We start from the raw sequence: 14,895 nt of genomic DNA, 5'->3' as shown, positions 1-14,895 counted from the left end.
ATCGTCATCGGAATGATTGGGCTGGTTCTGGACCGGATCATGATCTTCTTCCGCAACCTGGTCAGCTTCGGCAATCCATCTCCCGTTTGATTCTGGATGTCTCGGTTCCTTCTCTTTCTTCATCCATCGGTGCAAACATGAGCGCAGTTCTCGAAACATCGCCAACGATCAAACGCCGAGCTATCTCGTCGGCTCCCAAACCGATCCTGCAAATGCGTGGGGTCTGCAAGGGTTACGGAAGCGGCGTGACTCGAAACGAAGTCCTGCAGAACATCAACCTCAATATTCGCGAGGGTGAGTTCCTGGCGGTGGTTGGATTCAGCGGCAGTGGCAAAACCACGTTCACGCAGTTGCTGGCCGGTTTGATCTCGCCGGACATAGGCACGATCACCATGAATGACGAACCCGTCACCGGACCGTCGCCGGACCGCGGAATGGTGTTCCAAAACTATTCGCTGCTGCCTTGGTTGACCGTCCGAGGCAACATCGCCCTTTCGGTCAACGCGGTTTTCAAAGAATGGTCGCGTGAACAACGACGCGACCATGTTGAAAAGTTCATCGACATGGTCGGACTCAGCCACGCGGCCCATCGCCGCCCCCATGAGTTGTCCGGTGGGATGCGTCAACGAACCAGCCTCGCGCGAACGTTGGCACTCAAACCCAAAGTCCTGCTGCTCGACGAACCGCTCTCCGCACTCGACGCGTTGACGCGTGGCCAACTCGGGGACGAGATCCTGAAGATTTGGAGCGAAGAGAAGCAGACTTGCGTGATGATCACCAACGACGTCGACGAAGCCATCATGGTCGCCGATCGCATCGTGCCGCTGAACCCAGGCCCCAACGCCTCGCTTGGTCCCGTCTTTACTGTCGGCATTGATCGACCTCGCAGCAAGACCGAACTCAACGACAACGAAGAGTTCAAAGGGCTCCGCAACGCGGTGACCAATTACTTGGTTGCCGTCCGCCAAAAGGCTCGCCGTGACGAGATGGCGGCCAATCCAACCCAAGCGTTCCGTTTGCCCGAAATCGAACCTTCCGATTTGACGCGTCCCTCGCGAGCCGTCTTCAACACCGGCCCACGCTAGTCGCACCGAAATCAGTTGCGTTGATCGAAACAATCGACGTTTTGAACTTGATCATCACCGACACTTTCCACCTTCCCACTCAGTGCACCGAACATGCGCGGCTACGTTGAAATGTTTCGTCTCGGCAAGACCTACGACACCCACAATGGGCCGGTCGTGATCGTCGAGGAATTCGATCTCAACCTTGAAAAAGGCGAATACGTCTCGCTGCTTGGTCACTCCGGGTGCGGCAAAAGCACCGTTTTGACCATGGTCGCAGGACTCAACCCGATCACCACCGGCGGCGTTGCGATCGACGGCCGAGAAATCGATGGCCCGGGTCCCGATCGTGGTGTCGTGTTCCAGTCGCCTTGTTTGATGCCGTGGATGACGGCTCTCGAAAACGTGATGCTCGGCGTGAACCAGGTTTACCTGCAAGCCAGCAAAAAGGATCGCCGTGATTTGGCGTCCTACTATCTCAACTTGGTCGGCTTGGGCAGCAACCTGCACAAACGAGCCAAGGATCTCAGCCAAGGCATGCAGCAACGCGTCGGAATCGCCCGAGCCTTTGCATTGCGTCCCAAGATGCTACTGCTCGATGAGCCTTTCGGCATGCTGGATTCGCTCACGCGGATGGAGCTTCAAGAGATCCTTCTGGAGATTCTGATTCGCGACAAAGTCACCACGGTGATGGTCACGCACGATGTCGACGAAGCGCTCTTCATGAGCGATCGCGTTGTGATGATGACCAATGGACCTCGGGCCAAGGTCGGTGCGATCTTCAGTCTTCCATTCGATCGCCCTCGCGTTCGCGCCGACGTGCTCGACCACCCCGAGTACTACGACTTTCGAGGAAAGATGATCCAGTTCCTCGAAGATCAAGACCACAAAAAGCTGAAGGCCGATGCGGAAAAACGTGCTAAGGCTCAAGAAGAACTCGCGACCGCCGAAGCCACCTAAAAGGTTGCCATCATGACTTCGATCTCAGTTCCCGCACCATCCAACGCTTCCATCACCTTGCGTCACTCACTGCCTCCGCTCGCCGTGTCAGATCAATGCTATCTGCAGGGCATCCATGTTTGCGACGTCGTGGCTCCGGGAGAGTTTTCTCCGGACTGCGATTCCAACGCTTTGCCAATCGCCCAACGATGCTTGCACGAAATGGACGCGGTGGTCGTGCAAGACCCTGCGTTGCTGCCGACGGACGCTGCCGCCGCGTTGGCGATTCCTGTTCACTTTGATGGTGCGATTCAGTCGGTCGTCGTCTTTTTCGCGAAACTGCCTAGCGAAGCGATGCCCGATCCGGTCGGCGTATTCGAAGTTTGGCGCCCAGTCGGTCCCTACGATGAAGTCGCTTTGCGAGAGGGATACTACGGAAAGCTGGAACGATTTCAAAACGTCAGCTCATTCGTTCGCTTCGAAAAAGGCAACGGACTTCCCGGCGTGGTTTGGGAACAAGGCCGGGCTCTCGCACAAGACGACCTTGCCAACCACATGGGTTTTCTGCGAGCGGCCGGTGCATCCGCCGATTTGCTCAACGCCGCGGTGGGTTTGCCTGTTTTCGCTGACCAATACCTTTCGACGGCCGTCCTGATTCAATCCAAACGTTCGCCGATGGCTCGGGCGATCGAGGTTTGGAACATCGATGGCGCAGAGTGCGAATTGACCAGCCAAGCGTACGGCGAAGTCGAAAACGCGTTTCGTCTTGATACCGGCACACGTATTCCGCTGGCGACCGGAATCTTGGGATTGGTCGCCGAACACCAACGCGTCGTGTTGCTCGAGGACATGGAAGCGTTGCTGCTCACACGGCCCGCAGAACGAGTCATGCCGTCTCCGACCGCCGGGCTTGCTATTCCGTTTTTTGACGGAACCCATCTCAGCTCCATCACCGTTTTGATGTTCTGATCCATATGTCCAGTCTTCTTCCAACCGAACCAAACTTCGCCCATCCCGATGGTGCTGCGCCCGGCGTCGTCACGTCACCGGGGTTGCCGATCGAAGGACAAGGCGACTCGTTCGACTTGGTCAGTCTCTTGCTGCAAGAGCAGCAAACACTGACCGCGGTGGAAGACTTTGCCGCCGCACATGAATCCGGAACCGCGGAAGAGCATGTTGCCGATCAGCCCGCCCAGGCTCGGTACTATTCCAAATTAATGCCCGCCAGCCCACCAGGCCCGGGGCAACAATTTGCTTTCGACGTCAATCTCGACACCTGCAGCGGTTGCAAAGCCTGCGTGGTGGCTTGCCACACGATGAACGGTTTGGACGAAACGGAAAGCTGGCGTCGCGTTGGAACGCTGGTCATCGGCGAGAGCGCCCCCGAAGCCGCCCCCATCCCCGCCGCGATCGGAGTGCAACACGTCACGACCGCGTGCCATCACTGCGAAGATCCCGGTTGCCTGAACGGTTGCCCGGTCAAGGCATATGACAAAGATCCCGAAACCGGAATCGTTCGTCACCTCGACGATCAGTGCATCGGATGCAAGTACTGCACGATGATGTGCCCCTACGAAGTGCCTAAGTACAGCAAGCGATTGGGCATCGTTCGCAAGTGCGACATGTGTCACCAAAGGCTCTCGGTTGGCGAAGCCCCCGCCTGCGTTCAGTCATGTCCCAACGAAGCCATCGCGATTCGCGTGGTTGATCAACAATGTCAAGAAGTCGCTGACGATGAACGCTTGGTCGCTGGCGCACCGCTTTCATCTATCACTCGCCCAACCACCGTCTTCCGCAGCAGCGACCCGACCAAACGTTTCCAAGGCGTCGCACAAGACAACGGCATCGATGAACCCGCCGAAGATCACTGGCCATTGGTCGGATTGCTGATCGCCACCCAAGTCGGCGTGGGGATGTTGCTGACCGAACGAGTTCTGGCCGCGATTCTGTGGCTGGCTGGATCGCCGATGCCAACCGAGACGACTCGCTGGACAGCGACCGTTGCCCTGGTGGTCTCGATGGTCGGTATGAACCTCGCCCCACTCCACCTTGGACAACCTCTGCGATCCTGGCGAATTTTCTTGGGTCTGCGAACATCATGGCTCAGCCGCGAAGCTGTCTTGCTTGGGAAATTCGTTGGCGTTCTGACCATGGCGGTGGTTGCGATGTGGCTGCCTGCCGTTTCCGAATATCTGCCTGATTGGGTTACCGTTCCCGCTTGGGTTCCCGGCGCGATTTTGATCGGTGCGATTGCCTTTGGAGTCGCGGGATTGTTCAGCAGCGCGATGATTTACATCGCTACCAAACGAGTTCTTTGGCGATTTGACCGAACCATGATTCGCTTCATGGGAACCGCATTGACCGGCGGACTAGCCGCCAGCGCCGCGGTGATCGCCTCGACCTCGGATCGAAGCAACTCGGCGGCGGTACTGCTCGGACTAGCCACGGTCAGTTTGGTTGCAAAATTGATTTGGGAACAAAGCATTTTGCTCCGCAGCCAACCGAGCTCAACCAACGACCAGTGGGACCGACGCAGCCAACGCTTAGTCCGTCATCACCTTTCCAAATGGAGCTTGGGTCGACTCGCATTTGGCTATGCCGGCTTGGCGCTGCTGGTTGTCTCTTCCGCGTTGGCACTCGCTGGCTCGTCAGTGTTGCTCACCGTCTGTGCTGTGACCGCGACGTTGCTCTTGGTGGCAGGAGAAACCACCGAACGATTGATCTATTTCTCTAGTGTTGTTCATGATCGCATGCCGGGGACCCTCCGATGAGTATCTCAATCAAAGACAATCGGAACGACGCCGGCAAGACGTTTCAGTTGCCGACATTATTGCAACGACGCACCGGCCCAATGACTCGCGAGTTGGTTCTGCGTCCCGGCGATCATGGTTTGGGGATGACTCATGATTCGATGGCCGCGGACACCACGACCACGGCGACCTGTGGGTTCTGCGCAACCGGATGCGGATTGCGTTTGCATTTAAAAGATGGCGAAGCAATCGGTCTGACGCCAGAGACCGCTTACCCGGTCAACCTTGGAATGGCATGTCCAAAGGGCTGGGAAGCTCTACGAGTTTTGGATTCGCCCGAACGAGCCACGCTGCCGTTGCTTCGTGATGAAGCGGGAAAGCTCTCACCGATCGAATGGGACGATGCTTTTGCCAAGTTCTGCGATGGGATGAAGAAGGTCCAAGCCGAACACGGCCCCGAATCGATCGCGTTCCTGTCGACGGGACAGATTGCATGTGAAGAGATGGCCTTCCTTGGTGCCTTGGCACGCTTTGGGATGGACATTCGCCACTGCGATGGAAACACCCGCCAGTGCATGGCAACCGCTGTCACGGCCTACAAAGAGTCGTTCGGGTTCGATTCACCGCCATACACCTACGACGACTTCGAACAAAGCGATTGCCTCGTTTTCATCGGTGCCAATCCATGCGTTGGGCATCCGATCATGTGGGAACGCGTGCTTCGCAATCCCAACAATCCCGAGATCATCGTCATCGATCCGCGTCGCACGGAAACCGCCGCCGCGGCGACACAACACTTGCAATTGCGTCCAAAAAACGACTTGGCGTTGTTGTACGCGATCACAAACGAATTGATCGTCCGTGACTTTGTCGAACACGACTTCGTTCAAAACCACACGCAAGGATTTGAGGAGCTTCGCCAACACGTTTCGCAGTACGATCTCGCGACGGTCTGCGAAGAAGCTGGTTTGGCAGTCGAAGATGTGTCCGCCGCGGCGGAAGCGATCGGCCGCGGCCGTGCCGTTTCGCTTTGGTGGACGATGGGAGTCAACCAAAGTTACGAGGGCACTCGCACCGCGCAAGCGATCATCAACATCGCATTGATCACCGGAAACATCGGCCGTCCCGGCACGGGAGCCAACAGCATCACCGGGCAATGCAACGCGATGGGTTCGCGACTGTGGAGCAATACAACGAACCTGTTCGGCCATCACTCCTTCACCGATGAATCCGATCGCCAAAAAGTTGCCGAAGCACTCAACATTCCCGTCGAAAAAATCCCATCCACAACCAGTTGGAAATACGACCGGATCATCGAAGGCATCCGCAACGGTGAGATCAAAGGTTTGTGGGTCGTTGCGACCAACCCCGCACACAGCTGGATCGACCAGGGCGACGTTCGCGAATTGTTTGATCAGTTGGACTTCTTGGTCGTCCAAGACATGTACAAGACCACCGAGACATGCTCGCACGCGGATCTGATTTTGCCGTCGGCAGGCTGGGGTGAAAAAGAAGGCACGTTCATCAACAGCGAACGCCGCTATGGATTGCTGAAGAAAGTTCGACACGCGCCGGGGCAAGCTCTCGCCGATTTCCAAATTTTTCGCGGGATCGCACACCACTGGGGAGTCGGTGAAATGTTCGCCGAATGGACATCGCCCGAAGCGGTTTTCCGGATCATGCAGCGTGCCAGCCGCGGACAACCGAGCGACATCTCCGGAATCGAAGGCTACGAACAAATCGATCGCTGCGGCGGGATTCAGTGGCCTTGGTCAACCGATCATGCCAGCGGCGGTTTTGAACCAGAGCAACAACGACGACTGTTTGCCGATGGGCAGTTCTTTCACGAAGACCACCGGGCCCGATTGATCGTCGACGATGTCTCACCGATGCCGGAACCGGCAGACGCGGACTACCCAATCGTTTTACTGACCGGTCGCGGGACCGTTAGCCAGTGGCACACTCAAACCAGAACGCGACAAAGCCCGCTGCTCAGGTCGCTGTATCCCAATCAGCCCTACGTCGAGATGCATCCTCATGACGCGGCGGAATTAGACGTCGAACATGGCGACCTCATTCGCGTTCGATCTCGACGTGGATATGCCGACGCAACGGCGTGCTTGACTCACTCGGTTCAGCCCGGGCAAGTCTTCATGCCAATGCATTACGAATGCACTAACCAGCTCACCCTTTCTCACTTTGACCCACACAGTGGCCAACCCAGCTACAAGGATTGTGCGGTCCGCATCGAACCCGTTTTGACAAGCGACCATGACTGATCAACAGGACTCCAAACCGTTCTCAGACGAACAACAGCAGTATCTCGCCGGATTCACGTTCGGTGCCGATGTCGCTCGTGCGGTCCAGGGCCTGCCTGTCATCTCCGGATCAGGCGGAAAAGGAACCACGCTCGCCATTGGCAACGGCCCCGCGACGGTCGACGGCGAAGCAGTGCCCGCAGGCCCTGATCGTATCGCGTTCGAAGCCCAATCGGCTGTGCTCGCGGCGGGAAAGAAACTCTCGAAAGAAGAACAAGCCAAACGAGAAAAGAACCCGCTCGACATGTGGGACGAAATGCAGGCTCGCAGCGACGCGGGTGAGTTCCCCAAGGGCACCGATGTCTTTCTGCAAAAATTCCACGGGCTGTTCTACGTCACCCCGGCTCAAGACAGCTTCATGTGCCGGTTGCGTCTGCCCGGCGGCCAAATCCAAGCTTGGCAATTGCGAGGCTTGGCTGATCTGGCGGATCAATCCGCCGGTCCCTACTTGGACCTGACCACCCGCGGCAACATCCAATTGCGCGAGATCCCGGCTGACCAAGCCATGAACATTTTGTTCGGCACCCGCGAGCTGAATATCGTGCCGCTGGGCAGTGGCGGCGACAACATTCGCAACTGCACCAGCAGTGCGATGTCGGGATTGGATGCGGACGAATTGATCGAGACATTGCCGCTCGCCAAACGCATGCATCACTACATCCTCAATCACCGAGAGATGTACGGGTTGCCACGGAAGTTCAACATCGCCTTTGAAGGCGGTGGCCGAATCGCGTCCTTGGAAGACACCAACGACATCGGATTCAAAGCCGTTCGCGTGCTCGAAGAAAACGCATCGGACGACTTGCCCGCCGATGTCTATTTCCAACTTTGCTTGGGCGGCATCACCGGTCACAAAGACTTCGCTCGCTACACAGGTGTGCTGTTGCGTGAGAGTGAATGCATTGCGGTCGCCGCCGCGATTGTCCGTGTCTTCATTCGCACCGGAGACCGCACCGATCGCAAGAAAGCTCGATTGAAGTATGTGCTCGACGACATGGGGTTCGAGAAATTCATCGCGGAAGTTGAATCCGAAATGGGTCGCACGCTCACGAAGGTCGATGTCAACCGCTTGACGGTCCAAGACATCGAGGACCGAAGTGCTCACGTTGGCGTATTCCCGCAGAAACAACCTGGCCTGAACTCGCTCGGCATTGTCTTTCCCGTTGGCCGCATGACGACCGACCAAGCTCGCGCGCTTGCCGATCTTTCGCTTCGCTATTCCAACGGCGACATTCGATTGACCGTTTGGCAAAACTTGATTCTGACCAACATCACCGACGCGGACTTACCCGCCGTTCAAGCCGGAATTCGCGAGTGTGGGCTCGACTACGAAGCCAATTCTGTGCGAGCTGGTTTGGTTGCCTGCACGGGCAGTGCGGGTTGCAAGTTCGCCGGAGCCCCCACCAAGGCGAACGCGATCGAAATTGCGGAACGCATCGAAAGCACTTTGACTCTCGATCAACCAATCAACATTCACCTCACCGGATGCCACCACAGTTGTGCTCAGCACTACATCGGCGACATCGGTTTGATCGCCTGTCAGGTGGAGGTCGGCGACGACATGGTCGACGGCTATCACATTTGCCTTGGCGGCGGTTGGGGTTCACGACAAGGAATCGCACGCGAGATTTTGAAGTCGGTTCCGTTTGCCGATGTGCCTGATTTGGTCACTGGCATCCTCTCCAGTTACCAACAAAACCGAGCCGATTCCAACGAGTCGTTCAACGACTTCGCGGGCCGTCTCAGCGATGAAGAACTCAAGGGTTTGGTCGCCAGCCCGTCAGTTGTCTGCTAGCGAACCGCCGGAAAAAAGGCGTCGCAAGAACGCCGAATCTATTTCAATCTTTCACCACGTTTCGATTCATTCCCAGGATTGATCCCGATGTCCAGCTACATTCCAGAAACCGCCCCTTTCAACGAACAACAACGAGCTTGGTTGAACGGCTTCTTCGCCGGATTGACCGGAATCCAAGAGTCAGCGGGTGGAAGCGTCGCGACCGCGATGGCCGCTGGATTGCCCTCGGCCGAACCATCCGTTGAAGAGGAAGAGGACTTCCCGTGGCATGATGACTCATTGCCGATTGTCGACCGAATGGAACTCGCCGAAGGCAAACCGCTCGACCGAAAATTGATGGCCGCGATGGCTCAGCTTGATTGCGGGTCCTGCGGTTACATCTGCCAAACTTACAGCGAAGCCATCGCATCGGGAGAAGAACCCAACGTCTCGCTTTGCAGCCCCGGCGGCAAAGAAACCAAACAAATGATCAAGAAGCTTCTCGCCGAAGCCGGCGACAGCGTCAAACCGTCCAGCAACGGCAACGGAGCAGCCACCAATGGTGTCTCGACCAACGGCGCGGCCGCTTGGTCTCGCAAGAATCCCTATTCAGCCAACTTGATCGAATCCCGCCCGCTGAATCAAGAAGGCTCCGCGAAAGACACACGCCACGTTGCGATTGACCTCGTTGGATCGGGCATCAAATACGAAGTCGGCGACGCATTGGGGATCTACCCCACCAACTGCGGCGACTTGTGCACTCAGATCATCGATCGTTTGGCTGCAGACTCACACGTAAAGGTGGCAACGCCACAAGGCAACACAAAACCGTTGCTCGAAGCGCTGCAAGAAGATTGCTGCTTGAAAGATCCTTCCGATGAGTTGCTCGAACTGTTGGTCGGACGGACACCTAACACGGACGCACAAGCGACACTGAATCACCTGCTCGCCGAGGGCGTTCCGGAAGGTTTTGATGTGCTGGATGTGTTGGAAGTCGCCGGCGAATCAACGATCACCGCGACGGAGTTCATTGAATGCCTCGATCCACTGAACCCTCGTTTGTATTCGATCGCCAGCAGCATGAAAGCGGTCGGTGACCAAGTTCATCTGACGGTCGGCAAGGTCATCTACGAACGCGAAGGACGCGTCCGCAAAGGTGTCGCCAGCACCATGTTGGCGGACCGAGTTGGCAATGGAGAAAGCATGCGAGTCTTCGTGCAACCCAACCATGGTGGATTCACCGTCCCCGCCGATGAAAACGTCCCAATGATCATGGTCGGCCCCGGGACCGGAATCGCCCCGTTCATCGCGTTCTTACAAGAACGTGCCGCTCGCAAATCGCCTGGCGACAACTGGTTGTTCTTTGGCGATCAACACGAAGCGTACGACTTCTTGTACGAAACCGAACTCACCGAATACGTTCACTCCGGCGTGCTATCACGACTGGACACCGCCTTCAGCCGCGACGGTGACACGAAGGTCTACGTGCAAGACAGGATGCGAGAGAACGCTGCGGAACTATGGGCTTGGTTAAATCGCGGAGCCAACTTCTACGTCTGCGGCGACGCAACCCGAATGGCCGCCGACGTCGAACGAGCCCTGCTGCACATCATCACCCAAGAAGGCGGCATGTCAGAAGACGAAGGCAAAGCCTACTTGAAAACCATGACGAGCGAAAAACGATACGTCCGTGATGTTTATTGATCATCGGTGTCAGCCGACGGCCGTTAGGCCCGGTATTCGACGTAAGTCTCACGGTGGCGATCCAGGGACGACTCATTGGAAAAGTTAAATTGTCAATTGTAAATTGTAAAATCCTGAGCTGAACAATCGATTTCGATAACGCGGTGATTTGACAACGCCTTCGAAACGCGCTGTCCGCCTAACAACACAATTTCGCGAGTGGCGATGGGTTCTGATACCGAAGCTTTTGACTTGCGAACTCAATCACCAAACCAATTTCGTCTTTACAATTGTCAATTTAACTTTTTCAACACCCACGCTCCCAAACGCCCAGTCACCTAAACCTTGCGGAGCAAGTGCATTCCTTCACGCCCTCGATAGGTCAGCAGCAACGCACCGACCGAGCCGCGGGCGTCGACGACCGTCTCGAAAAACTCGTTTTCGCCGGGCCATGGGAATGCGAAGAAAAGGTCGAAGTCTTCGATCTCCAATCCAATTTCGTCGTAGATGTCGCCTTCTTCGGTGTCGACGTTGCGTACCTCTCGAGCGATCTCGGACAGCTCATCGACACCGCGTGGAACAAAGCTGCCGCAGTGGATTTGAGCGTCGTTGTCGAGTGAGTCCGCGACCGTCTGAGCTGCTTCCACCAACCGTGGTTCGATCTCGATTCCGACGGCCTGCATTCCTCGCAAGGACGCCAGCATCGCACCGACGGCGAACCCGGCTCCCAACTCGCAAAAGCGGTTGCCTGCCAACAAGTGGTTTTGCTCGATCCACGTCATCGCTTGATCGAGCAAATGGAAATCGCAAGTGACGAAGTTCTCGATCACCGATTCGTCCGCCAACATGAACGCTTCGATCGCGTCGTTGGCCGAATCGATCAGATGCTCCGCCGACTCGTGATACGGAAGACTTTTGATTGAGTCCGGAATCTCAATTTGTTGCCACGCCATCCCATCACTCCTGATGCAAACTCGGTGAAATTCAAAGAGCTTGGATGCGTTGACCGTCATCGCTCAACGCGAAAATCGGGTTCTCGTGACCCGCGACGACTTGGTGCACCTGTTCGACGGTGATGGATTTGCCTGACGCGTTGGCGTTGGAAACCAATTCGTCAACCGAAGCGAAACCGTCGGCGTCCAGAGTCAAGCCGATGGATTGCGGCTCGTGCCGCAGGATGAAGGTCAAGTACTTGCTGATTCGCGTGAGTCGTTTGTTCATTCCGCCCAGTCTAGACACCGGCGGCATCGCCGTCGCCGGGTGGTTGGCAAACGGAAACACATTTCTGAGCGGACCGTTTCGGCCCGACCCACAGATTTCAGCCCGACACACGGAATCAGGCGGTGCCGCGAAGTTTTGCGGGGGTATCGCACAAATCGTTGTAGTGATGAGCCGTTCGTTCGACGGTGAAACGAATCTGCTCTTCACTGTGCTCGCTGGTGATGAAGAACCGCAATCTCGCGGCGGACTCATCCACGGCCGGATACAAAATCGGTTGGACGTTGATCCCGTCCTTCTTCAGCCGATTGCTCAACCGAAGTGCAACGAGACTGTTTCCGGTAATCACGGGGACCACGGGAGTTCCGCCACTGTCGCCAGTGTCCAAGCCCGCCTCACGGCTGAGATTCAGGAACAACTCGCTGTTGTGGCGAAGCCGCTCGACGCGTTCGGGCTCGCGCTCCAACACTTCCAATGAAGCAATCGCGGCGGCAACTTGCCCCGGAGGCATGCCGACGCTGAAGACGAAGCCGGGAGCGGTGTATCGCAGCAATTCCACCAACGCTTCACTGCCAGCGATGTAGCCACCACAGGAGGAGGCTGATTTGCTGAGCGTGCCCATCCAGATATCAACGTCGCGGGCATCGAAGCCGAAGTGTTCGGCGATTCCATGACCGGTCGCGCCCATGGTTCCGAAACTGTGAGCTTCATCGACCATCAACATCGCACGATGACGTTTCTTCACCTCGACGAACTTCGGCACATCAGCGAAGTCGCCGTCCATGCTGTAGACGCCTTCGATGATGATCAGCGTACGACGGTACTGACCACGCAAGGCGGTCAGCATTTTATCGAGAGCTTCGTAATCGTTGTGCGGGAATGGACGACGTTTCGCGCCGGACAACAAAGCACCTTGAACGATGCTGTTGTGCGAAAGTGCGTCGTGCAGAATCAAGTCGCCTGGTCCGACGAGGTGACCAATCGTCGTTTCATTGGTCGAGTGACCGCCAACCATCGTGATGGAATTGTCGACTCCGACCCACTTCGCGATTTTGCGTTCGAGTTCACCGTGGATCGGTTTTTCGCCACTGACCAAACGGCTGGCCGAAACACTGGTTCCGTATTTCGTGATCGCGTCGGCGGCCGCTTTGGAAACTTCCGGATGACCGCTCAACCCCAAGTAGTTGTAGCTGGCAAAGCTGATCAACGACTTGCCGTCGACAATCGTTTTGTCACCGACGACGCAGTCGTGAACGGTGAAGTAAGGATTGGGCACGCCAGTCAATTGCATCTGACGCATCGTCGATTTCAAACGTCGATACTCAGCGAACTGAGTCACGTCGTCTTCCGGTTCGACTTGAGGCGTTTGCATGACCCGAGCGAGCGGACCTTCGCCGTCGCCAGTAGCATGACCATTCGCGTTTGTATTGACGAGGTCATCGTCGCCATCACGCTGCGTGTCGCCTCGTCCGGCCAAAAACTGTTCGGCACGACCGAGAGCTCCTGCTGGCAGATAGCGTTCCACCGCGGTTGCGATTTGGCCGATTGTTTCGATTTCGTCCAGCACTTGCTCGGGGAACCGACCGCCAAAGGTGCGTTCAAGGTTCCTGGCAATTTCCAAACGTTCCAGACTATCCAGCCCGAGATCCAAAACGATGTTGGTTTCCGGATCGATGGATCCCGCTCGTTCGCCCGCGATGGCTCGCACATGCGACACGATTGCCTCGGCGACCACTGGATCGGCAACCGAATCCAAACCGCTCGCGTCCGAAGCCGCGGCAGCCTTCATCATGGTTTCGCCAGCCATACCGGCGTTTTGCAACGAAGATTCTTCGCCGCGAATCCACTGGGCGATGACCTTCAGTTCTTTATCTCGAACAGCATGCAAACACGCGTGTCGCTGGATCTTTCCGCTACTGGTTTTGGGGACGGAACTGTTGCGAACCAAGTAGATCGCGTCGGGTGGAAGATCGTGTTCCTCGGTCACCGCGCGACGGATGGATTGCAAATGCTCGTCCCAATCCAAGTCTCGTTTGCGAACGGTTTCCGCAACGATGATCAACTTCTCGCGACCGGTTTCGGTTTCGTCACTGTCTGCATTCATCGCGAATGCGGCGACGGAACCAGCCTGCACGACGTCGCTGGCGTGCTCCACCGTGGCTTCGATGTCCTGCGGGTAACGATTGACGCCGCGTACGATGATCATGTCCTTCAGGCGTCCGGACACATACAGCTGGCCGCCGTACAAGAAACCAAGGTCACCGGTTCGCAAAAACGGCCCTTCTCCTTCGGAAGTCATCGCCGCGAAGGTCTTGGTCGATTGTTCTCGGCGTTGCCAATAACCACGGCCAACCGATGGGCTCTGCACCCAGATTTCGCCGATGGCGTCGGAGGGCAACGTTTGGCGAGTGTCGGGATCGACGATCAGCACGCGTTCGCCGGGAAGAACTCGGCCGCATCCGACCAATTCACGGGTCGCTCGGGGCGAGGACGTCGTCGAGTCCTCCTCGTCAGATTGCTTTGCCAAATCGGCGGGCACATCGACGGCCGGACGAACGGCTTTCTCATCCAGTGCCGGACCGTCGAATTGTTGCAGCACGGGACGTGGACTGATCGGACCACCGGTGACGATCAATGTCGTCTCGGCCATCCCGTAGCAAGGCAAATGCGAACTGTGCCGGAATCCGTACTTTTCGAATCGCTTGCTAAACGCGTCCAGGGTCGACGAACGAACCGGCTCGGCACCGTTGAAAGCGATCTCCCAAGACGAAAGATCGACGCCTTCAAGTTCTTCGTCGCGAATTTTGTCGACGCACAATTGATAAGCGAAGTTAGGGCCACCGCTGATCGTGACTTGATGACGGGCGATCGTCTGCAACCAACGACTCGGTCGCTGAAGAAACGCCATCGGGCTCATTAGAATGTTGTGACGCCCGACAAACATCGGCATCAACACACCGCCGACCAAACCCATGTCGTGGTAAGTCGGCAACCAAGACGCACCAATGATGGTCGACTCGGGTTCAAACCCGTGCAGGATCAACTCGCTGTTGGCGATCAAGTTGGCTTGCGTCAGCATCACACCCTTGGGTGATCCTGTCGAACCGGATGTGTACTGCAGCACACCAAGAGCTTCACTGCGAAGTTTC

The 14,895-nt window shown here is 56.7% G+C and carries 10 protein-coding genes; 7 read left to right on the top strand and 3 right to left on the bottom strand.

Features of this window, described 5'->3' with window-relative positions; translation table 11 throughout:
• Window positions 1–86 precede the first annotated feature (86 nt).
• The 7 genes from RE6C_RS15945 (at window position 87) to RE6C_RS15915 (ending at window position 10,549) form a co-directional block, all read left to right on the top strand.
• Window positions 87–1,085 carry an ABC transporter ATP-binding protein gene (locus RE6C_RS15945; RefSeq protein ID WP_008658118.1) on the top strand — a complete coding sequence of 333 codons (999 nt, stop codon included), beginning with the start codon at window positions 87–89 and terminating at the stop codon, window positions 1,083–1,085.
• A 93-nt stretch (window positions 1,086–1,178) separates the two neighbouring features.
• Window positions 1,179–2,024 (top strand): ABC transporter ATP-binding protein, encoded by an 846-nt coding sequence (locus RE6C_RS15940; RefSeq protein ID WP_008658117.1) that lies wholly within the window; start codon window positions 1,179–1,181, stop codon window positions 2,022–2,024.
• A 12-nt stretch (window positions 2,025–2,036) separates the two neighbouring features.
• On the top strand, window positions 2,037–2,972 hold the full coding sequence (locus RE6C_RS15935) for a GAF domain-containing protein (protein WP_008658116.1): 936 nt from the start codon (window positions 2,037–2,039) through the stop codon (window positions 2,970–2,972).
• A 5-nt stretch (window positions 2,973–2,977) separates the two neighbouring features.
• Complete coding sequence (locus RE6C_RS15930) at window positions 2,978–4,774, top strand: DmsC/YnfH family molybdoenzyme membrane anchor subunit (protein ID WP_008658114.1); 1,797 nt, start codon at window positions 2,978–2,980, stop codon at window positions 4,772–4,774.
• A complete protein-coding gene (locus RE6C_RS15925; RefSeq protein ID WP_008658113.1) occupies window positions 4,771–7,032 on the top strand; it encodes a molybdopterin oxidoreductase family protein in 2,262 nt (753 codons plus the stop codon). The genes RE6C_RS15930 and RE6C_RS15925 overlap by 4 nt, the downstream gene beginning before the upstream one ends.
• The gene (locus tag RE6C_RS15920; protein WP_008658111.1) at window positions 7,025–8,866 is read left to right on the top strand and encodes a NirA family protein; all 1,842 of its coding nucleotides are present in this window, start codon (window positions 7,025–7,027) and stop codon (window positions 8,864–8,866) included. Before RE6C_RS15925 ends, RE6C_RS15920 begins: the two co-directional genes overlap by 8 nt.
• 87 nt (window positions 8,867–8,953) lie before the next feature.
• Window positions 8,954–10,549: a sulfite reductase subunit alpha gene (locus RE6C_RS15915; protein ID WP_008658110.1), complete on the top strand. Its 1,596-nt coding sequence runs from the start codon at window positions 8,954–8,956 to the stop codon at window positions 10,547–10,549.
• 317 nt (window positions 10,550–10,866) lie between these two features.
• Here RE6C_RS15915 and RE6C_RS32490 read toward each other — a convergent pair whose 3' ends face one another.
• The 3 genes from RE6C_RS32490 to RE6C_RS15900 form a co-directional block, all read right to left on the bottom strand.
• Window positions 10,867–11,541, bottom strand: a complete 675-nt coding sequence (locus RE6C_RS32490; RefSeq protein WP_039962263.1) for a class I SAM-dependent methyltransferase — start codon at window positions 11,539–11,541, stop codon at window positions 10,867–10,869.
• Window positions 11,513–11,749, bottom strand: a complete 237-nt coding sequence (locus RE6C_RS15905) for an RNA 2'-phosphotransferase (RefSeq protein ID WP_236618258.1) — start codon at window positions 11,747–11,749, stop codon at window positions 11,513–11,515. Before RE6C_RS15905 ends, RE6C_RS32490 begins: the two co-directional genes overlap by 29 nt.
• Before the next feature lie 115 nt (window positions 11,750–11,864).
• Window positions 11,865–14,895: aminotransferase class I/II-fold pyridoxal phosphate-dependent enzyme (locus tag RE6C_RS15900; RefSeq protein WP_039962262.1), on the bottom strand; the 3,031-nt coding region annotated here is incomplete at its 5' end.

The organism is Rhodopirellula europaea 6C, assembly GCF_000338295.1.
In the GTDB taxonomy this organism is placed as follows: Bacteria; Planctomycetota; Planctomycetia; order Pirellulales; family Pirellulaceae; genus Rhodopirellula; species Rhodopirellula europaea.
The sequence above is the reverse complement of the archived record's forward strand: the minus strand, read 5'-3'. Positions and strand labels throughout refer to the sequence as shown.